Origin of the sequence: Psychrobacter sp. Choline-02u-9, assembly GCF_002836505.1 — a bacterium.
Classification (GTDB): domain Bacteria; phylum Pseudomonadota; class Gammaproteobacteria; order Pseudomonadales; family Moraxellaceae; genus Psychrobacter.
The window spans coordinates 315815-337337 of the sequence record NZ_PJBF01000040.1 but is presented as its reverse complement, the minus strand read 5'-3'; the positions used below and the strand labels follow the sequence as shown (position 1 = coordinate 337337).

The window sequence follows — 21523 nt, the reverse complement described above, 5'->3', positions numbered from 1 at the left end:
TGCAACGATGGCGGTTTGCTATTTTGGACGTGATGACGGTGACTAATAACTGACTAAATACCAGTAAATAATGGTTTTAGATATCAACACCGTATTGCTGACACATCGCTTGCAAGCCGCCTGAATAGCCTTGACCAACAGCACGGAATTTCCATTCGCCATTGTGACGATATACTTCGCCAAACACCATTGCTGTCTCAACAGAATAGTCTTCTGCTAAATCAAAACGTACCACTTCAGTGCCTGTTTCCTCATTGACGACGCGGATAAAGGCGTTTGCGACTTGACCAAAGTTCTGGCTACGCGCAGCCGCGTCATGAATAGTCACTGTCACGACTACTTTATCTACGTCTGCAGGTACTTGAGTGAGGTTTACTTTGATAACTTCATCATCACCGTCGCCTTCGCCAGTACGGTTGTCGCCAGTATGCTCGACAGCGCCATTGTCAGACTTCAGCTGATTATAAAAGATAAAGTCATGATCGCCGCGCACTTTACCTGCGCCATTTAGCAAAAATACGCTAGCATCAAGGTCGAACTCAGCACCAGAAGTGGCGCGCTCATCCCAACCAAGACCGATAAGTAGTTTGGTTAAATTTGGGTCAGTTTTCGTTAGCGATAAATTACCGCCTTTATTAAGTGATAAAGCCATGGTGTTATCCTTTTTATTAGACGTTAGTGGTTTTATAAGGTCATCGAAAAAAGGCGATGCTTACGCAATAACTGCGCAAATCCATCGCCTAGTAACGCTCTATCATAGCAACAAAAAATGACCCAATCAAAGCTGATTGGGCCATTGTTATATTTCATATACATTCGGCAAAAAACAGAAGTTTCAGATACTTATATTGCCCTTATAAATCTAAAACTTCGAATTATAGACTTTGACGATGACGAATCTCAAAGCTTTGATGAATCGGCTTTTTGATATTGAAATCAAAGCCAATGGTTTTTTGCGTGATATCAATGATGTCATAACGCTGAGTCAACTGCTCATCTAACTCAAAACGCGTAAAGTTGTTAGAAAAGTACAAGACGCCATCAGAGGTGAGGCGGTTCATGGCACGATTAATCAATGCAGCATGGTCACGTTGCACATCAAAAGTACCTTGAAACTTCTTAGAATTTGAGAAGGTCGGTGGATCAATAAAGATAACATCGAACTGTTCGGTATTGTCTTTTATCCACTCAAAGATATCGGCAGCAACGAACTGGTACTTATTGCGGCTAACGTCCAAACCGTTCAAGACAAAGTTTTGTTTGCCCCAATCTAGATAGTTCTGTGACAAATCAACGCTAGTGACTTTTTTCGCACCAGCAAGCGCTGCATGCACACTTGCGGTACAAGTATAAGCAAACAGGTTAAGTACGGCTTTACCGCGGCTGTTGTCCTTGATACGAGCACGCATATTACGGTGATCGATAAACAGACCAGTATCTAAGTAATCTGTAAAATTGACATACAGATAGGCGCCATCTTCGCGCGCAACATGAAACTTGCCACGTTTTTCTGTGGTGTTCTGCTTGCTGTACTGATCGTTGCCAGACTGACGGGCACGCGTTTTGATAAAGATCTGTTCACGGTTAATATCAAAGACTTCACGGATACCCATCAATGCCAAGTTAAAGCGTTTCTTTGCAGTCTCAGGTGGGATAGTCTTTGGCGGCGCATATTCTTGCACATGCGCATAATCACCGTACAAGTCGATCGCGACTTTGAAATCAGGTAAATCAGCATCGTAAACACGAATGTTGCTTACATTGTCTTTTTTGGCCAGTTTCTTGAGCTTAGCAAGGTTTTTTTGCAGACGGTTAATGAAGTCTTGACCATCTTCTACTTCAATCTCGCGTTTCTCAAAACGACTAACAAGATTGCCCGTTTGCCCAGCGATGAGCGTTCCGTAGCGGAAATAGACAGTGATGGCACCATTATGACAGCGTAAGGTTTTTGGTTCTTTAATCGGTAGAATATCTACTTGTTCAACATGAGAGGCCAATATGCCAAGCATCGGGTCAATGCCACTACCGGCAAAGCTGTCTTGCAATATCAGCCCAATTGCTTGATATAACGGCTTAATCATTTCTTCATCACCCAAACGCTCACCATACGGTGGGTTGGTAATGACTAAAGGATTGCTCAATCGACCATCATTGACTAATGGCTTGAGCACGTTGCTGAGCTGGTCAAGCGCACGATGTTCGATATCGAGTAATGGTAAAAGGTCTTGTAAACCTGCGGCAATTAAGTTTTTTTCTGTGGCGAGGATCGCACCACTATCAGCATCAAAGCCTAGCATAAGTGGCAACGTATCAGGTTGCTCGTTGGCAATTTCTAATGCTTCGCGGAAACGCGTTTGAGCATCATCGATCATTTCTTGCCATAACGTCTCGTCATGATGCTGCCACTGGTAAAAGCCAAATTGATTGGCAGCTTTGTCGATGCCCACGGCATAGTCGCAATGCATCAATAACGCTTCGATAAGGAACGTTCCAGAGCCGCACATTGGGTCGATTAACGCATTATAAAAAGGTGCGTCGCCAGCTTCATTTTTCTTGTGCCAACCAGCACTATAAAGTAGGGCAGCTGCCAAGTTTTCTTTTAATGGCGCTTCTGTCATGGCCACGCGATAACCACGGCGATGCAAACTGGTACCTGATAAATCTAGATACAGCTCTGCTTGCTTATCATTGATAGTTGCAAAAACAGAGAAGTCTGGGTTTTTACTATCGACGTTAGGACGGCTGTCGTAAACTTCGTTAAACGTATCGGCAATCGCATCTTTGATACGTAGCATGGCAAATTGCTGACTGACGGCGACACGCTTATCGACAGACAGACGAATAGCAAAGGTTTGCTCTAGGCTAAACTGCTCAGTCCAATTGACCGATTTTGCCAAGCCATATAGCTGCTCTGCAACGTCGTATTCTGCATTGATGTTTTTACGTTTAATCAGCATCAATACCCGCGAGGCCACGCGTGACCATAGGCAGATAGTATATAGCTCACGCAAGCCACCAGTTACAGCTAGACGGCCAGTACTTTTGATTTCGCTGTCAATACCAAAACTGGTTAGCTCAGTCTGCAGTGGTGCCTCAAGCCCATCGGCACAGGTAATAATAAGATCAAGCGACAACTCTGGTGAAGCTGCTGTTAGAGATGCGGGCGCGGTTTGTTCGGTCATACGGGTACCTGTGGGCTAAATTGACAAAAAAGCAAATAATAAGATAATCGGTGTAACCGGCAATTTTACCATAATTCAGAGTAGGATGGTTCAAAGTAGCCGTGTTTAAGATTTTAAGATGTGATAGCTAAATACGTGACAATAAATTCTCTACTCACCCTTCGTCAGTGGTAATTCCTCTGGGACGATTTGAGTGGTGGTCGCAAAGGGCTTGGTTGCGATAGGGTAATCAACATCTTTTGGCATCAGCAATCGCATATGAGGATAGGGCGTAGAAATATTAGCCGCATCAAATGCAACCTTAATCTCTTCTTGCAGCACTTCTTTAATTTTGGGGATACGGGCAACGGCCGCTGGTTTGACCCAAAAGCGTACGATAAAGAACACCCCGTATTCACCAATTTCTGCCACAGTCGCTGAGGTCTCAGGACGATTAAGCACAGCATCGGTATTGCTGAGCACTTGCAAGATTTCCTTACGAGCTGTCTCAATATCATCTTCGAACGCGATACGTACACGAATATCAAAACGGATAAAGTTCTTGGAAGTCAGGTTAATCACCTCGGAGGAGGCAACATTAGAGTTTGGAATAATGACAGTGATATTGTCTCGAGTGAGGATATGAGTGGTGCGCAACGCGATAAGTACCACGCGTCCTTCATTATCATTGATATGAATCCAGTCACCGACTTGAAAAGACTGCTCAAGCAAAATCGTGATACCAGCGATAAAATTGGCAAGGGTAGACTGAGCGGCGAAACCAACCGCCAAACCAACAATACCTAAACCCGCCACTAACGATACAATGTCGAAGCCAAATTGCGCCATGACGCTGGCAAGCCCGAGTACCAATAGTAGTACAGATAAAATATTTTTGAGGAGCTGCTCTATGGAAGCATTGAGACCATAATGCTGTAGGACTCTGTGAATGATTTGTCCTGATGATGCCCAAAGTACGTAATAGATACCTGCCCAAGTGCTTGCCTTCGCGGTGGCTTTGATGGTCTCTGGTTCAAAGTTTATCTGACTCATAATCGCTATCAGACTGGCGACAATCCAAACGTAACGTAGCGTTGAACGGACAATCTTGGTGCGGCGCTCATTTAATCGAATTTTGGCACGGCTTTGCTTAAGGATATAATTGGCCAACCAATAAAAAAATCCCAATACCGCAAGCAGTATTAGGATTTTGATGCCAGTGCTCGCCAATTCTACTGCTTGAGAGGACCAATTAAGTGACTCTTCATCTATAGAGCCGCCTAGAGCAAGATATAGGCTAGTATGTAAGTCGCGAATGATCTCTTTAAAAAAGTCGGTAACACTAGCGATTGGCATTTTTTCGTCCATGCAGGATGTGTTTGTACAAAAAGTTGTAAACGAATATACATTTATAAATTACCTCAAGTCGTCAAAGCAATCAAATAAAGCAACAGTTAAGACTAGTTACTATTAATTTAAAGGCATTGCTGAATTGAGGACTTAGCTAAAGGGTCGATTAAGAAGTATCCTTTTGGGTATCTAGAGATTGGAAAGGTATCTCCATTTTATACTGCACATCACGTAACGCCGTACGTAGTCCCTCTAGTATCGTCGGATGATAAAAAGGGGTGTCGAGCATATCTTTAATACTCAAATCATTGGTAATCGCGGTGGCAAGTATATGACCGATATATTCAGCATCAGGACCGACCATACTGGCGCCTAAAATTCTGTCTGTCTTTTTGCAGCCATAGATATGTAGCAATCCGCAATTGACACCCATTACACGGCTACGTCCTTGATTATCAAAGCTTACGCTACCGATAACAAATTCGAGTTCTGAATCTTTTTGAATCTCTGGTAGCGACATACCAACATTGACGATTTGCGGTGAGCAAAATACGATAGAAAACGGCGTCGCAGGTGGGCGAATATAGGCCGCTTCTGTGTTTTCGCAGACCATACTGCCCGCACTATAGCCCTCATCGCTGGCCACATGCAATAACGGAATATTAGCATTGGCATCACCAACGATATAAACGTTTAAGTCACCAATTTGACCTGTTTTTTTACTCAAGTTTTTTGGGCGGTTCTTATCGTCTAGCTCGACACCTAAGTTTTCGACACCCAGCTGCTTAATATTGTTGCGACGACCAGTAGCAACTAAGACATACTCACCTTGCCATTGCTGAGACTCACCAGCACTATCTTCATACTCGATAAATGCACTTTTATTACCTCCATCTGCTGTTGTGCCTACGTCGGTAATTTCGCTGCCTAGATGCATGGTCAATTCATGACCTAAGCAATCGATCGCTTTATTATTGATATCATCATCTTTTAGACCAGCCACTTGTTTGGCACGGTTTAGCAGCGTAACTTCCACACCTAAACGTGTAAATGCTTGCGCAAGCTCTAGACCGATGGCACCAGCACCGACGACAGCCATCGTTTTTGGTAAGTCTTCAAGCTCAAAGACACTATCAGAAGTGAGCATGGTATCACCAAGCTTATCCGCCCACCCATCAGGAATAAACGGCGAGCTACCTGTGGCGACAATGATTTGCTCAGCAGCAATCAGCTCATCATTGACCTCGATTAGCCCTTGCTCATTGATACGAGCACGACCGTCGATTTTCTTATGATCAGGCCAGCTGTCTACTTGCTTTTTGATGTAGCTAGCAAAATGACTGCGTTCGTCACGCACACGCTCCATGACTCGTTTGCCATCAATTTTCGCTGTTGCATGAATACCAAATTCAGCAGAATGGTTGGCATCATGTGCGCGATCCGCCGCTGCAATTAACAGCTTACTAGGCATACAGCCGACCGCAATACAGGTCGTGGTCCAAAATCCTTCATTAATAATGACCACGTCATCTTTGATTTTACTCGCTTGGCGAAAAGCGTTTTGACCTGCGGTACCCGCGCCAATAATAGCGACAGATACTTTGCGCGTGACTTCTTTCGGCGTATCGTCGGTGGTCGTGTCAGATGGTTTATTCATATTATTCTCTAATAGGGGCAAAGTTATATTCAGTGATAGACTGAATGCTTGGCTTATATTTTTTATTCGGTTTTTATTGTTCTTATGATCAATACTGATTTAATTATAACGTCAATAATACTGACTTACAGAACCAGTGATTACGGCGCTAATATAGTCAGTAAACGACTGGTATAGTCTTTAGCACGTAAGTTACGCTGAGCATGAGTCAGCCCACTGTTTTTATCGAATACAAATGCCGAACGTACAAGACCTAGCGTAACTTTGCCATACATATTTTTTTCTTTGATAACGTCAAAATACTGGCATAGCTTTTCATCAGCGTCACTGATGAGTGGAATCTGTAAGTCATATTTGTCGATAAATTTTTCATGAGATTCAACACTATCACGAGAGACGCCGATGATGTCGTAGCCCAATTCATCGAAGTCATGAAGGTGCGAGGTAAACTCTGTTGCCTGTGTGGTGCAGCCTGGCGTGTTGTCTTTGGGATAAAAATAAAGGATAAGGCCTTTATCGGTATTGGCGACCATTTCTTTTAGATTGATTTCATCATGAATAAAGTTACCAGCAAGTTTGCGTACTATGGTTACTGGAAAATCAGGTAGGTGAATGGTTTCTGTTGTTGGCTTGGCCATTGTAAAATCCTTATTAATTTTAGTTATGTGTATTGGCTTAATGATGGTTCTATTTATAGTGTTCTTATTATAGGCAGATTAGTAGAAATAAATAATCAGTTTTACACTTTGCCCATTCATTGGCAACAAAAAAGACTGGCAATAGCCAGTCTTTTGTATATCAAACGATTAGAGATTAAGCAGGTTTTTGTGGCTTCTTTAAATCTAAGCCAACGGTGCACTGCTGTAAATCTTTTTGCATCGCTTTCACATATGGCAAATTAGAAGGGTCTTTCTTATCTTGCGCGTAGCTTTCGATTTCCCACATTTGACCGATAGTCATGTTGCTGCGTACACCAATAGTACAGTTACATAGTTTGGTTGCGTTGCTTTTGTCAGCGACTTTGTATTTGACTGCGCCATTGACACATGAATTGATATTGTCTTGCTTAATGTCAGCAGCGTTGGCTTGTGGCATGGCAAACAGGGCCGCTAAGGCTAGGGGTAGTACTGGCAACAACTTCATAAATTTCCTCTTACGGGTAGCGTCAATTTTTTATCTTTTTCTCAATGCAAAGTCAACTCATCAATATATGAGTGACCGATATCGTCATGTACATCTTTCGATAAATATAATCGTTCATACGATAGCAAGTATGTCGATTAGAATACAAGAACGACGTGCTGTGTTAATGCAAGCGAATGTTGCGCGAATGTTGATGGGTATCGTCATTCCACGCAATATTTAGTATTAATGCATAATCAGTTCGATATGATTTAATCATAAGGAAGGATAGCGGAATAAGCGCGCCTTATACCGTATCTAATTTATACAGAACTGACTAAAATTAATTAAGACTGATAGTGAGTAGGGTCGGTGACGCCAGCTTGGGCGAAGCCCTGACGACGTAATGCGCAGCTATCACAAACACCGCAAGCAAGACCATTGGCATCTGCGCGATAACAAGAAATCGTCTGTCCGTAATCGACACCTAATGACAGACCAAGCTCAATGGTTTGGGCTTTTGACAGTTGCTGTAATGGCGTTTGAATCGATAAGCGATGACCAGTAACGCCTGCTTTTGTCGCGAGATTGGCCATATGTTCGAAGGCAGCTATATACTCTGGGCGACAATCAGGGTAGCCCGAGTAATCAACTGAGCTGACACCGATGACGATATGATTGGCATCAGCGACTTCGGCGACTGCTAACGCGTATGATAAGAAGATAGTGTTACGCGCAGGCACGTAGGTATTCGGGATAGCGTCGTTATCAATCTCATCGCGTTTTTTGCTAGGGAATTTGTCCGAATCACCATCTGGCACGATCATACTGTGGTCTGTCAGTGAAGAGCCACCCAGTTGTGCGATATCAATATCAATGATTCTATGATTGACGCCTGCTGTCTCAGCGATGGTCTTTGCGGCCACAAGTTCACTATTATGACGTTGACCATAGTTAAAGCTGACTGCTGTCACTGATGCATAGCGCGCTTTTGCCCAATATAAGCAAGTCACCGAATCGAGACCGCCAGATAAAAGGACAACCGCATTTTGGCTTTTGGTAAGAGCAGCTAAATCAGCATCTGATACTTGATTGGGGGTGTTTTGCAAAGTAACGTTAGTCATAGTGATATCTATTATTGGTTTACGAAAACGGCTATTTTAGCAAAAATACGTCTACTACAGAACCACGAAGCGACCAATCACCCGTCACTAAGCTGCCAAAGCAAATTTAAACAGCATCGTAATAAAATAAAGTCGGTATTACTGTCATCTTTTCAATCTGTTAGCAATATTTGTTATAATCGCAGCTTTTAAAGTATCAGTCACCTGACATCGGTGATAATGCTTTAAAAGCTTTATCGCAAATCGCTTTATAGTAAAATCACCCTTATAAAGATATTGAGTAACTTATGACCGCAGCAACCTTATTTACGCCAAATATTCCTTCTCAAGCTGATGATGTATCTGATGCAACGAGCTTTGATAGTCAGGCTATGGACACCGATACTGATAGTAGAGAGTACGATGACGTCTCTGAAGATGGCAGTGATGAGGACATGATTGACGAGCAGTTTGCCGATGCGCAAGCACCTACCGAATCAGCGTACTTTCGTAAACTACAAAAGAAGCTGCGTCGCCAAGTTTCTTGGGCAATCCGCGATTTTAATATGATCGAAGATGGCGATGTGGTGATGGTCTGTGTTTCGGGTGGTAAAGACAGCTATACCTTACTCGATATTTTATTGCTGCTAAAACGCATTGCACCGATTCATTTTGATATTGTCGCGGTCAATCTCGACCAAAAGCAGCCAGGCTATCCGGAAGATATTTTACCTGCGTATCTAAACGAGCAGGGCATCGCTCACTATATTTTAGAAAAAGACACCTATAGCATCGTCAAAAGCGTGGTGCCAGAAGGCAAGACTTATTGCTCTGCATGCTCACGTCTGCGCCGCGGTTCACTATATGGCTTTGCCAAACAGATTGGTGCGACTAAGATTGCCCTTGGTCATCATCGTGATGATATGCTGGCGACCTTCTTTTTGAACTTATTCCATGGTGGTGCGCTTAAATCCATGCCGCCCAAGCTACTAAGTGATGACAAGCAAAATATGCTGATTCGCCCATTGGCCTATGTCGAAGAAAAAGACATTATTGAATATGCCAAATTAAAGGAATTCCCAATCATTCCTTGTAACCTATGTGGCAGCCAGACCAACCTACAACGTGCTATTATCAACGATATGCTCCGTGAATGGGATAATGCTCACCCGCAGCGTTTGGCTTCGATCTTTAAGGCAATGCAAAACGTTGCGCCATCACAATTAGCTGATCGTGAGCTTTTTGATTTTGAAACACTCAGTCTTGACCGTGATAATAATGAGCGTTTATTTGAAGGCGACAATATTCAAGCTGGGCAGACAGATAGTTTGGCTGAGATTGGTTTACCGGTATCACCAATGACGCAAACGTTCAATCCTAAGTTTGCTAGTGACAAGCCTTATTCGACAGAGACGGATAAAGCCGCGCAAAATGAGCGTAAAACACAGAAAATTCCAACGATTAACCCAGTGATTTAGTAGTTGATGGATTAAAGCTATATTAGATAATACCTATTAATTATTAGGCTATTAAATAGCTCAAAAAAAACCAGCCGATCTCTGACGAGTGGCTGGTTTTTTTTATGTCTGGATGCTACTAACAGCATTAACTCTTAGCAAAAACTGGTAATGGGTCAAAGCTGACCTTTGAACGAGGCAATTTTGCGACATCTTGCATACGCCAATCATCTTTACCGTCGTTGCTAACCTGTAGGTAATACTTGGCTTTTACAGGATCAATATCGACTTGTGCACTGTATCTATTGCCCTCAACATGCTTAAGGACAACATCGCGGTCTTTTTTGATATCCGTTGCATGAGAAATAGACAGCTCCAACGTATCAGGATAGGTAAGTGGTGTGCCGTTTAGCAGCTTGCCTGACTGGACGCTTTGCTCAGGGTAGTTAAGATAAAACACAATATCGCCATTTTCTGCAAACTGCATTTGTCCATGCAAATCTAAGTCATACGTGAGCTTGTCACGAGACACATCATGATAGAGCGTTTTGCCATCCATATACCAGTCGTCACGTACTACGCTATCACGGATCTGGTAAGAGTAATAAACAAACCAAATACAAGCGATCACGACCGCAGCAGGCATGCCAATCACAAAGATAACGACCATGTAATTTTTATACCATGGCTGCTTATCTTGATGTTTAAAGTTCGGTGCTGGAGTAGACATAAAATACCTATGCATCAGATACGCATTCAATAGATAGCTGTTCATTAGATATCTACAAATGGTATCAACGGATAATTTGGCGGCTAAGCGCTGCCAGTTTAATGATAAAACGTGTATCCAATAGCCTTTCGCTATAACAATTAGTTATTTAACTACTTGCACTAGCTACAGACTACCGAATGATATACATGAAATTAAACAATAGGTCTGCTAATCATTTACTGACCTTGGGTCGTAAAGATATTTTGCTTACTTACCTTATACTTACCGTTTTCGCTGCTCACATTTAGCGTGACAGGCGTTTGGCCAAACTCTATTACATCAGGATCACCATAAATACTGACTGGCATATCAAAGCTTTCGCCAGCTTCTAATGGTACATCGTTAAAGCGTAGCTCTAAGCTCAGCCCTTTTTGCGGTGCTAGTGTTATCGTGTAGGTATGAGCATCCTGCGTCTTATTGGTTAGCTTGACGATATAGCTGTTTTCGATCATGCCTTGATTGTTGATAGACGACAACTGATTACGGTCACGGCGGATATCAATCTCTAAGGGCACGCGATCGGTCAGCGCATATATAACACCGCCACATAGCACAGCTAATAACGTCAAATAAGCAAATAATCGTGGGCGTAGTACGCGGCTTGGCTCTTTTTCTGCCAGCTGACGTTCGGTTGTATAACGAATCAGTCCACGCGGATAGCCGACCTTATCCATCACTTCGTTACAGGCATCAATACAAGCTGCACACTGGATACAGCCAACTTGCAAACCATCACGAATATCGATACCAGTAGGGCAGACCTGCACACACATGGTACATTCAATGCAGTCGCCCAGGTGCTCTGGATTTGTGCCTTTTTTACGGGCACCGCGCGGCTCACCGCGCTCATAATCATAAGATACGATCAATGTGTCTTTATCAAACATCACACTCTGAAAGCGGCCATAGGGGCAAATCTGTACACACATTTGCTCACGCATATAGCCTGCATTGGCATAAGTAGCAAAGGTGAAGATAAACATTGAGACCCATACCCATGTTGGCCAGTCAGGGAAGGGAATCACTCCTATTGACTGCCAGCTATGATATAGAGAATCTGTCCCTGCTACATAACTAACAAAGGTCGCCGCTGTAATCACAGAAAGTAAAAACCAAATTGAATAAACAACCGTGCGTTTGAACACTTTGCTCGCACTTAACGGTGCTTTATCAAACTTGATACGTTTATTACGATCGCCAATTACCCATTTTTCAACATATTGGTATAGATGCGTCCATATCGTTTGAGGACAGGCGTAACCGCACCAAACGCGTCCAGCATATACCGTCACCATAAACAGCGTAAACGCGGCAATAATGGCAAATGCAGCAATAAAATAGAAATCTTGCGTCAAAAACGTCATGCCAAAAATATAGTAATGCTGCGATGGCACATCAAACCATATCGCTTGTCTATCATTATAGCGCAGCCATGGCAAAAGTAAAAAAGCCGCCAAAAGAGCATACATCGTGATGACACGAATATTTTGATAAAAACCTGTGACAAACCTTGGGTGTACACGATGCTTGGTTGCATCAAGATCGACTTGTTGTACAGGAATTTTATTGGGTTGTTGTGCTGACATAAACGTGCCTCTTTAAAAAAAGAATCAGTCTGCTGGCATGATGAACAAACACCTCTAGCGTCGAGGTATATGAGTGTATGATGTTATCAATGTCAGTAAATAGCGGATAAAAAATTCGATAAAAAACTTTCTAATCTGCTTACCAAATGATCGATTGTAAATATAGTCGGTTCAACATAATCTTGATACAAGCAAAGGGGAGTGAAGGTACTACAAATAGTAGACTAAACAAACCTGCATCTAATTTATGTGAAGTTGACTATCGTGTTATGTGATTGAGTCAGAGCGATATAAAGCTATGACTAATAGACTATTTTAAAAATAGCTATTCTAACATTCTCCCTACTAATAATGGGGTGATAATCATAAAAATCAACGAATATATGAGAACGTTTTCTAGTGTTTATAGCTGCTCATCATTGTCATTTCTAAATGAAAATCAATACCGCCATACGCAAAAGGGAGAACTGCAATAACAGTTCTCCCTTCATTAAATCTCGTCCATATTCAGTACAGTAACAACGTCTTAGTTAGCAGTTGCTTCTTCAGTTGCTACAGGCTGAGTAGCTGCAGCAGTAACCGGTGCTGCTTCAGGTGATTTGCCTGTTTTATCTGATAGTGAGTAGATATAAGCAGCAAGTAGCATGATGCGCTCATTACCTAGCTTAGTTTCCCACTGAGGCATAACGCCAGCACGGCCATAACGTAATGTATTACGTACAGTCTCACGCTCACCGCCATATAACCAGATGTTGTCAGTCAAGTTTGGTGCACCTGCTGAAATCATACCTTTACCGCTTTCAGAGTGACATAGTGCACACTGTTGCTTAAAGATCGCTTCGCCTTGATTAACCAAAGTTTGGTCAAGTTCACCGTTACTCTTACTACCGTTGTTTGGAGATAGTGACAATACATATTCAGAAGCTGCACGTACACCGTCTTCGCCGATCTGATCGCGCCAAGCAGGCATACCGCCAATACGACCATTATGTAGCGTGGTCAGAATGTTGCTAGCTTCGCCGCCATATAACCAATCATTGTCTGTTAGGTTAGGGTAGCCTGTCGCACCTTTAGCGTTAGAGCCATGACATACAGAACAGTTCTGTAGGAACAAGCGGCTACCAACCTTTAAAGCATTTGGATTTTCAGACAATTTTTCGACATAAGGAGCAAGTTCTGCAACTTTTTCGTCAATTTTAGTCTGTAGATCTGCTGGTGGGTTTTCGCTACGACGCATGGTCGCTTGTAACTCGTTTAGCGTACCAAGTGTCGCAGTCGCGCCTGCAGCATCTGCTTTTACCAAAATGCTTTTTTCAAAGTTATCGGTAAATACTTTGTTGTTGCTTTCAAGTTCACTGAACAACTCGTTTTTAGAGGTCCAAGGTACCGTTTCGCCATCGACTTCTACTGTGGCAATACCGTCCCAATGCTTAGGGAACATGGCTGGGAAAAACACCCAGTAAGCGATGCCCCAGACGATTGAGCCAAAAAATATCACTAACCACCACTTGGGCAGGGGTTTGTCGTATTCTCGGATGCCATCATATTCATGACCTGTTGTACCGTCTTCTTCTACTTCTGGCTTGTACTTTAGAACCATCAAAAGGACGCCAAGAATAAATAGCCAACAAGCAAAACTAAATACAGTGATCCAAGAACTCCAAAAAAATGTCATCGTTTATCCTTATTGCGCTGCTCTTCAGACAGAGACTTTATATCCTCGTCATCAAGCGCAAGTTGTGCATCTTCTTCGAAGCGTTTTTTGTTTTTTGGCGAATACGCCCACCATGCAACGCCTACAAAGGCAACAAAGGCAGAAACGGTCGCAATTGTTTGTAATTCACCAATACCCATTAGCGCTGTCCTTCCATTGCGGTACCTAACTGCTGTAGATAGGCGACCAAAGCGTCAAGCTCAGTAGCGCCAAGCACTGCATCTGGAGCGCCTTCAATATCTTCTTCAGTATAAGGAACACCGAAGCGATCGCGGAATAGACGCATTTTAGCTTGAACGTTTTCGCCATCTACTTCGTTAGTCGCTAACCAAGGGAAACCTGGCATAACTGACTCAGGCACTAGCGAACGTGGATTGATCAAATGTTGCTTTTGCCAATCTTCAGAATAACGGCCACCAACACGTGCTAAATCTGGTCCAGTACGTTTCGATCCCCATAAGAATGGATGATCCCACGTCGACTCGGCGGCACGTGAATATGGTCCATAACGTTCAACTTCTGCACGTAATGGGCGAACCATTTGAGTATGACAAACGTGACATCCTTCACGGATATAAATATCACGACCTTCAAATTCAAGCGCTGTCCAAGGCTCCATGGCAGGAAGGGGAGCGTTCACCCCACCTTCTTCAGGACCCTTGTTGTCATAGATCAATGGCACGATTTCAACTAGCGTTGCAAAACTAATAGCAATCACGATACCAATGACTAACAAGCCTGTATTTTTTTCAATAATTTCATGCGGTGTACCAGCCATGATCGCTCCTTATACGTTAGCTGTCGAAGGTTTTTCGACACTAGGTTCATGATCCGTTGGATCAGCGACATCTACAGGCTTACCTTCTGGCATTTTGAGTGTTTTATAGCAGTTATAAGCCATAACAAACATACCCGATACATATAAGAAGCCACCAAATGCACGGCCAATATATGGGAAATGCGAGAATTCAACAGTATCAACGAAGCTATATACCAAAGTACCGTCTGGGTTAGTAGCAAGCCACATCATGCCTTGGCCAATACCTGAGATCCACATAGACACGATATAGAAGATCGTTCCTGCAGTCGCAAGCCAGAAATGCGTGGTGATTAAGCTGATAGAGTACATCTTCGGTTTGTTATAAATACGTGGTAACAGTACGTATAGCGAACCAATGGTAATCATACCAACCCAGCCAAGTGCGCCTGAGTGTACGTGACCAACTGTCCAATCAGTATTATGCGATAGCGCATTCACTGTTTTGATAGACATCATTGGGCCTTCGAACGTCGACATCGCGTAGAACGACAATGCAACAATCATAAAGCGAATGATTGGATCGGTACGCAGCTTATCCCAACTACCTGATAGCGTTAGTACACCGTTAATCATACCACCCCAAGATGGTGCAAACAGGATGATTGAGAATACCATAGCAAGAGACTGCGTCCAATCAGGAAGCGCTGAATAATGCAAATGGTGACCACCGGCCCACATATATGAAGCAATCAATGCCCAAAAGTGAACGATAGACAAACGATAAGAATAGATAGGACGGCCAATCTGTACAGGAACGAAATAATACATCATTCCAAGGAAGGCTGCCGTTAAGTAAAAACCTACCGCGTTATGCCCGTACCACCACTGCACCATCGCATCAGTTGCACCGCCAAATAGCGAGTAAGATTTGAACGCACTAACTGGAATCGCCATGCTGTTTACGATGTGTAGTAATGCAATCGTAATGATGAAAGCGGCAAAGAACCAGTTAGCCACATAGATATGTGAGGTTTTACGTTTGATGAGCGTACCAAAAAATACAATGGCATAAGAGATCCATACCAAGGCAATTAGGATATCGATCGGCCACTCAAGCTCAGCGTATTCTTTAGTTGAGGTCAAACCTAGAGGAAGGGTAATAACAGCGGATACGATAACCGCTTGCCAACCCCAAAAGGTAAACCAAGCCAAATATGGCGCAAATAAACGCGTCTTACAGGTACGCTGAACGATGTAGTAAGACGTTGCGAACAGGGCAGAGCCACCGAACGCAAAAATCACCGCATTGGTATGCAGTGGTCTTAAACGACTAAAGGTCAGCCATGGAATGTCAAAGTTGAGTGCTGGCCATGCTAACTGTGAAGCAATGAACACACCAAGACTCATGCCGACGATGCCCCAAACGACAGCCATGATCGTAAAAAATCTTACGATAGTAATTTCATACTCACGGTCAACTGGGGCGACTGCTGTGTTTTGTAAACTCATTGGATGATTCCTTTACAGCCCGAATTATCAACAGAATTAACCAACAATCTATGTTGTCTGCACTATAAATACTCTCAAATTTGTATTTATACTAGCGCCAACACATGTTGTTTTTTGGCTTATTTAGCGCAATGACGTCATTAACTATCGATTTAGGCCCTTACTGTCTATTAGTTAATACTAATAAATAGAAATAGGCATTTCATACACTTTACTTAAAGTCAATCGATAGTAGGATTGTTAATAGATCATCAAGGTAAATAAGAAGACGCGCCGTTTTGAGCATCAAACATCTCATAAGGCTAAATATGTATCTTAATTATTACGAAAAAATCTGTACTAATGAAGATAGATACCCATATCTATAGGGCTATTAAAACGCATTGACCATAGATGTATGCTAGCGGCGGCTGACAAAAAACACGATTATGTAATGTTTGGTTAAAACTCCCGACTCTGTTTAAGGGTATTGTAACGCAATCCTAATTAAATATCATCAGAACTATGCGCCAAAATACAAACTCTTTGGTATAAATGTTAGCGAGCAACTTATTATTGCTGTGCTACTCCTCTATTTTATACACAATTTTGTCACTATTCTAGATGCTTATTTTGATTGAATAGGGGAAGCGCTCGCTAGACATAAGCGTAGGCTTGCAAAGAAGTTTTGTAACAATAACATTGCTGAGCCGATAAATAGGTTTTACTTCTTATCAAGTCGCCCTTTATAATGAGGCTGAACGTCATTAATGGCTATGTATTGCATAGGTCTATTGATAGCAATCATTTTAATAATTCTAATAGTTAGGCTAATAATACTTCAAGGGATATTGGCCTGATAGAATATCAATTAAGGATAATATAATATGGCAGTTTTTTTGACAGATGAATGGTTTGAGCAAGTAGAAAAAATGGGCAACGAAGCAGGTGAGTTAAACTTACCGCCAGTACTTGCCAATATGGTCGTCAACTTAAAAGTGGCTGAAGCTGATAAAACTATCGAAGCCAATTTTGCAAATGGTTTGCTGCATCGCGGCTTAAACGATAATGCAACAACGACACTGCTACTAGATCGCGATATTCTACAGTCTATCATCACTGATTTTGATACCAACCAAATCATGGGTGCGTTTATGAGTGGCAAAATCCGTGTCGAAGGCGATATGTCACAGCTAATGGCCGTACAGACTGCACGTCCAAGCGCAGAGCAAAAAGAGCTATATACTCGCATCAAATCAATGACGACGATGGCTTAATCATATACCTATACGATTTTTACGTTACGTTTTGCATTGAAAGAATTCATAAGACACAGAAAAGCCCCTAATTCATATTAGGGGCTTTTTTATTGGGTACTTACATAAGTAATAGCATAAAAAGCTGTAAAAAGTCTTTCAAACAGGTTAGCTAGCTTTTGATTGCTGCGTCGCATTTGATTGGTTTTCTTTGTATATTGCTGCTTGTAGCCATACGTTGGCTTGGACGTAGTCATGTACTTTGATGCTATTAGTCTCAGCAGTATTAAGCGCACCAATACGCACTACAAACGGATCTGCATCCTGCTCACGTAGCGTCACCACGTCAAATAATATGATAGATTTACCATTAAATACGGTTTCTTGCTTGCCAAGCACTTGCCCCTGACACCAAGCCTCGTCTTCTTGTCCTAGCGTATCACCAAACAAGTAAGCGCACATATGGCCTAAGTTAATCTCGACAGGTGCCATTTGTTCTTTGGTTTCAGGTTTCCATTCGCTGATTTGCTCTTGTAGGTCATCAGGGATTTTTCCGTCATTTGCCGCCACGATGTCGTTAAAGGCACGGTGATAACGGATAGACTCTTGGTCTTCGACCATGATGACTTCGTTTTGCTCGCTTAGCTTAATTTCGTGCGCCCAAGCACTAAAGTTCACATAGTAAGAGGTGTCGCGTTGATAGAGATGGCGGTTGGTCGTATAGAGTTGATCAAACGCATAAATGATACTGCCATCAGCAGTACGTAAGCGCAACACGGCATCATGTGAGTTGTCATTGGCGATGACACGCTCAATTTTGCAGGTCAATCCGTAAGGACTATCGACACAAGGATAGGCATTGATAAAGCATTCTGGCTTACCATCCTTCATCGCGAGCACTTGATTAATATGGCAAGGCTGATCTTCTGATAGAAGTAGGCAGCTGTCTTTTGCACTGACGTTGTTATTCAGGCCTTTAGGCATAGCAGCGACTTCGATCATTTTTTGTAGCCACTCAGGCACATCATGACTCATATCATCGGTCAGAATACGCCAGTGATCGGCGTGACCTGCAGACTGCTCATCGGTCAACGTGATCTTGGTAGGAGATTGAATGTTTTTGTATTGATAATTTATGGTCATGAAAATACTCAAAATTAAGTCAGCGTGAGGTTTGTATCTAATACTGTGTTTGCTTGTGTACCATCCAACATTTTAAATGATTGGTTTATGATGGTCAGAAGCCTAGCCAGTAAAAGATCAGAAACCTCAATGAGGGGTTAATGACAATTGTCTTTAGCATATAATATATAGGTATTGGTACAGCTAATAGCAAGCCCCCTATAAAAAATAATAACAAAACCCAGTTTTTTGGTAAAAAATACTCTCAGTTGTTGCTAATGACTGGCACATATCAGCTAGTTTGTGTCAAACTAGCTCCCTTTTGACAGCTGTTATTGGCTCGTCTGACCCCCTGTTTTTGTGTTTGATTTATATGTGAGTAGTAGCAACTGTATGATGCATTTACTACTGCTCGTTATGCAACCTATATAAAGTCGCACGTAGATAAGATAAAGAGTTTGAATATGTTTCGTCCTTTAGCGTTATTTATCGGCTTACGATATACCCGAGCAGAACGTAGTAATGGCTTTATCTCCTTTATATCACTCATCTCGATGATTGGTCTGACGCTTGGGGTTGCCGTATTGATTACGGTGCTATCAGTGATGAACGGCTTTGACCGTGAACTGAAAACCCGTATTTTGGGAATGGTACCGCAGGCTACTGTGGTCTCATCAGAAATTATTGGCAACTGGGAGCAGCTAGCCGATCAGATCAAAGAAGACCCAGAAGTGGCAGCTGTGGCACCATTCATTCAACTGCAAGGGATGCTGACATCAAATGGTCAGGTCGCAGGTATCATGGTGACAGGTGTCGAGCCTGAATACGAAAAAAACGTCTCCATCATCAATGAGCATATGATTGAAGGTAGTATTGACACCCTGAAAAGTGGCGATTTCAGTATCGTGTTGGGCGAGGAGATGGTGCAGTCTTTGGGTCTGCAAATAGGGGATAAAGTGACGCTGGTATTGCCAGAAGCGTCACCATCACCAGCAGGTGTGATACCGCGATTTAAGCGGTTTACTCTGACAGGCATCTTTACGATCAGCCCAGAAGTAGACAGTCTCATGGCGTTTATCCCGATGGGAGATGCGGCAAAATTACTGCGTTTGCCAGAAGGCGCGCAGGGCGTACGCATGAAGGTTAACGATATCTTTACTGCGCCGATAGCTGCGGAAAAAGCGGCTGCTATCGCACCTGAGAAGCTATATCCAAATGACTGGACACAGACCCATGGCAATCTGTTTGGGGCAATTCAAATGGAAAAAGCCATGGTCGGCCTATTACTATTTTTGATTATTTTAGTGGCCGCTTTTAACATTGTTTCAAGTCTGGTCATGCTAGTGACCGATAAAAAAGCAGATATCGCAATCTTAAAAACCTTTGGTGCGTCTCCTCGTTTGATTACGCAAGTCTTTATGGTCCAAGGTGTGGTCATCGGTGTTATCGGTACTATCGCTGGTACGATACTGGGTGTGATATTTGCACTTACGGTCAGCGATATTTTAGGCTTTATTAACCAAGCCTTTGGTCTAAACCTATTTGATGCGTATTTTGTCAATTATTTGCCATCGCAGTTGCGTTTGTTAGATGTGGTATTAATCACAGGTGCATCGTTTGTACTGAGCTTTTTGGCAACGATTTATCCAGCACGCCGAGCGGCTAAGATTCAGCCTGCTCAAACGCTACGCTATGAGTAATCGCAAACGCCTAAACATCGAAATAAATACCGAAATAAATAAAATAAAGGAAGCGCTATGTCTGCCATTTTAGAGGCGACCAATATCAATAAGATATATGATGAAGGCGCGGTCAGTACACAAGTATTGACTGGTCTTGATCTGACTGTTCATGCGGGTGAACGCATCGCTATCGTTGGAACCAGTGGTTCAGGTAAAAGTACACTGCTACATTTGCTTGGTGGTCTAGATACGCCAACCAGTGGTGAGGTTTGGTTACATGGTCAGTTATTAAATAGCATGAATGAAACTGAGCGTGGAGCTATGCGCAACAAGCATTTGGGCTTTATTTATCAGTTTCACCACCTTTTGGCAGAATTTACAGCAATCGAAAACGTAGCCATGCCATTGCTGATGCGTCCAGAAGTATCAACGACTGATGCTCGTAAGCAAGCGGTTGAGATTCTAGAAAATGTCGGTCTGGAGCATCGTTTGATGCATAGACCAGGTGAGCTATCAGGTGGCGAGCGTCAACGTGTAGCGATTGCACGCGCGCTAGTGACTAAGCCATCGCTTATCTTGGCAGATGAGCCAACAGGTAACTTGGACTACGACAATGCACAAAGCGTCTTTGGCTTGTTGTCAGAGCTACAAAGCACCATGCAAACGGCGCTACTTATGGTGACGCATGATCGTAATTTAGCGGCTCTTGCTGATCGTCAGTTGTTGCTACGCAATGGGCATTGGGAACAGTATTAATAATTTTTTATATTAGGTCGAAAAACTGACCGAAACGCCATTTATTGGCGTCTGTCATGGATGTGATGGCTATCATATTGAAAAGTTATTGTTGTATTATTAATAAAATATATCATAGAAACTAGCGATTAAGCGGTTGTGAGCCAGCCGCCTTATCTATTTTATAAGGATGCGTAAAATGCGTGAAGATGATAATCCAATTGCGGCTTTTGGCAGTGCAGAAGAGGGTGATGAGCCGTTAAAGCCTTACATCGATCCAACTTTGTTTGAAACACTTGATAGACAAGCGCAAACGGAGCTACTGACACCTGTGTTTGATGCCATCACTTTGGCTGGGGTTGATTACGACCTAAAAGTTCAAGACAGCGCGACAGGTAAGCGTTATACGCTCTGTAAAAATGATGAAGTCATTGAGATCGTACCGATGGATAGAGATTTCACTGACAAAGTCTTAAATGCTATAGAGAACAGTAAAGAAGAATAAGCTTTGCTAGCTAAGCTTAGTTTAGCTAGGGCGTAAGCGTTATAGCCGTGTAA

Annotated in this window: 19 protein-coding genes; 5 read left to right on the top strand and 14 right to left on the bottom strand. The window is 42.7% G+C overall.

From position 1 onward, the window contains the following. Nucleotides 1-76: 76 nt before the first annotated feature. From CXF69_RS01960 to queC, 7 genes are all read right to left on the bottom strand, one after another. Nucleotides 77-652, bottom strand: a complete 576-nt coding sequence (locus tag CXF69_RS01960; RefSeq protein ID WP_057760825.1) for a TerD family protein — start codon at nt 650-652, stop codon at nt 77-79. Nucleotides 653-875: 223 nt separating this feature from the next. After that, entirely contained in the window at nt 876-3182 is a 2307-nt protein-coding gene (gene rlmKL, locus CXF69_RS01955) for a bifunctional 23S rRNA (guanine(2069)-N(7))-methyltransferase RlmK/23S rRNA (guanine(2445)-N(2))-methyltransferase RlmL (RefSeq protein ID WP_101206444.1), read from the bottom strand. 150 nt (nt 3183-3332) lie between these two features. Next, nucleotides 3333-4517: a mechanosensitive ion channel family protein gene (locus tag CXF69_RS01950; protein ID WP_227543649.1), complete on the bottom strand. Its 1185-nt coding sequence runs from the start codon at nt 4515-4517 to the stop codon at nt 3333-3335. 160 nt (nt 4518-4677) lie between these two features. After that, nucleotides 4678-6168: a dihydrolipoyl dehydrogenase gene (locus CXF69_RS01945; RefSeq protein WP_102078666.1), complete on the bottom strand. Its 1491-nt coding sequence runs from the start codon at nt 6166-6168 to the stop codon at nt 4678-4680. A gap of 140 nt (nt 6169-6308) precedes the next feature. Further along, on the bottom strand, nt 6309-6806 hold the full coding sequence (locus tag CXF69_RS01940; protein WP_102078665.1) for a peroxiredoxin: 498 nt from the start codon (nt 6804-6806) through the stop codon (nt 6309-6311). A gap of 175 nt (nt 6807-6981) precedes the next feature. Further along, nucleotides 6982-7311, bottom strand: coding sequence for a hypothetical protein (locus tag CXF69_RS01935; RefSeq protein ID WP_057760815.1), 330 nt, complete (start codon nt 7309-7311; stop codon nt 6982-6984). Between the two features lie 326 nt (nt 7312-7637). After that, nucleotides 7638-8414, bottom strand: a complete 777-nt coding sequence (gene queC / locus CXF69_RS01930; RefSeq protein WP_101205716.1) for a 7-cyano-7-deazaguanine synthase QueC — start codon at nt 8412-8414, stop codon at nt 7638-7640. 287 nt (nt 8415-8701) lie between these two features. Here queC and ttcA point away from each other — a divergent pair, with 287 nt between their 5' ends. Next, nucleotides 8702-9871, top strand: coding sequence for a tRNA 2-thiocytidine(32) synthetase TtcA (ttcA, locus tag CXF69_RS01925; RefSeq protein ID WP_101205715.1), 1170 nt, complete (start codon nt 8702-8704; stop codon nt 9869-9871). Nucleotides 9872-9998: 127 nt separating this feature from the next. Here the strand turns inward: ttcA and CXF69_RS01920 are convergent, their stop codons facing one another. The 6 genes from CXF69_RS01920 to ccoN all read right to left on the bottom strand — a co-directional run bounded on the left by CXF69_RS01920 (nt 9999) and on the right by ccoN (nt 16191). Then, a complete protein-coding gene (locus CXF69_RS01920; RefSeq protein ID WP_101205714.1) occupies nt 9999-10580 on the bottom strand; it encodes a FixH family protein in 582 nt (193 codons plus the stop codon). Between the two features lie 218 nt (nt 10581-10798). Beyond that, complete coding sequence (gene ccoG, locus CXF69_RS01915) at nt 10799-12208, bottom strand: cytochrome c oxidase accessory protein CcoG (protein WP_101205713.1); 1410 nt, start codon at nt 12206-12208, stop codon at nt 10799-10801. 526 nt (nt 12209-12734) lie between these two features. Then, nucleotides 12735-13883 carry a c-type cytochrome gene (locus CXF69_RS01910; RefSeq protein WP_101205712.1) on the bottom strand — a complete coding sequence of 383 codons (1149 nt, stop codon included), beginning with the start codon at nt 13881-13883 and terminating at the stop codon, nt 12735-12737. Beyond that, complete coding sequence (locus tag CXF69_RS01905; protein ID WP_010199605.1) at nt 13880-14062, bottom strand: CcoQ/FixQ family Cbb3-type cytochrome c oxidase assembly chaperone; 183 nt, start codon at nt 14060-14062, stop codon at nt 13880-13882. Before CXF69_RS01905 ends, CXF69_RS01910 begins: the two co-directional genes overlap by 4 nt. After that, on the bottom strand, nt 14062-14700 hold the full coding sequence (ccoO, locus tag CXF69_RS01900; protein ID WP_101205711.1) for a cytochrome-c oxidase, cbb3-type subunit II: 639 nt from the start codon (nt 14698-14700) through the stop codon (nt 14062-14064). Before ccoO ends, CXF69_RS01905 begins: the two co-directional genes overlap by 1 nt. A gap of 9 nt (nt 14701-14709) precedes the next feature. Continuing rightward, the gene (gene ccoN, locus CXF69_RS01895) at nt 14710-16191 is read right to left on the bottom strand and encodes a cytochrome-c oxidase, cbb3-type subunit I (protein WP_057760799.1); all 1482 of its coding nucleotides are present in this window, start codon (nt 16189-16191) and stop codon (nt 14710-14712) included. An 866-nt stretch (nt 16192-17057) separates the two neighbouring features. On the opposite strand from ccoN, the gene CXF69_RS01890 reads away from it, so the two are divergent. Continuing rightward, nucleotides 17058-17447: an SCP2 sterol-binding domain-containing protein gene (locus CXF69_RS01890; RefSeq protein WP_057760797.1), complete on the top strand. Its 390-nt coding sequence runs from the start codon at nt 17058-17060 to the stop codon at nt 17445-17447. Between the two features lie 147 nt (nt 17448-17594). On the opposite strand, the gene CXF69_RS01885 is transcribed toward CXF69_RS01890, so the two are convergent. After that, nucleotides 17595-18569 carry a hypothetical protein gene (locus tag CXF69_RS01885; RefSeq protein WP_101205710.1) on the bottom strand — a complete coding sequence of 325 codons (975 nt, stop codon included), beginning with the start codon at nt 18567-18569 and terminating at the stop codon, nt 17595-17597. A 443-nt stretch (nt 18570-19012) separates the two neighbouring features. On the opposite strand from CXF69_RS01885, the gene CXF69_RS01880 reads away from it, so the two are divergent. The 3 genes from CXF69_RS01880 to CXF69_RS01870 all read left to right on the top strand — a co-directional run bounded on the left by CXF69_RS01880 (nt 19013) and on the right by CXF69_RS01870 (nt 21470). Beyond that, the gene (locus CXF69_RS01880) at nt 19013-20248 is read left to right on the top strand and encodes a lipoprotein-releasing ABC transporter permease subunit (RefSeq protein ID WP_101205709.1); all 1236 of its coding nucleotides are present in this window, start codon (nt 19013-19015) and stop codon (nt 20246-20248) included. Nucleotides 20249-20305: 57 nt separating this feature from the next. After that, nucleotides 20306-20986, top strand: coding sequence for a lipoprotein-releasing ABC transporter ATP-binding protein LolD (gene lolD / locus CXF69_RS01875; protein WP_057760792.1), 681 nt, complete (start codon nt 20306-20308; stop codon nt 20984-20986). 178 nt (nt 20987-21164) lie between these two features. After that, on the top strand, nt 21165-21470 hold the full coding sequence (locus CXF69_RS01870; protein ID WP_101205708.1) for a hypothetical protein: 306 nt from the start codon (nt 21165-21167) through the stop codon (nt 21468-21470). Nucleotides 21471-21523: the final 53 nt, after the last annotated feature.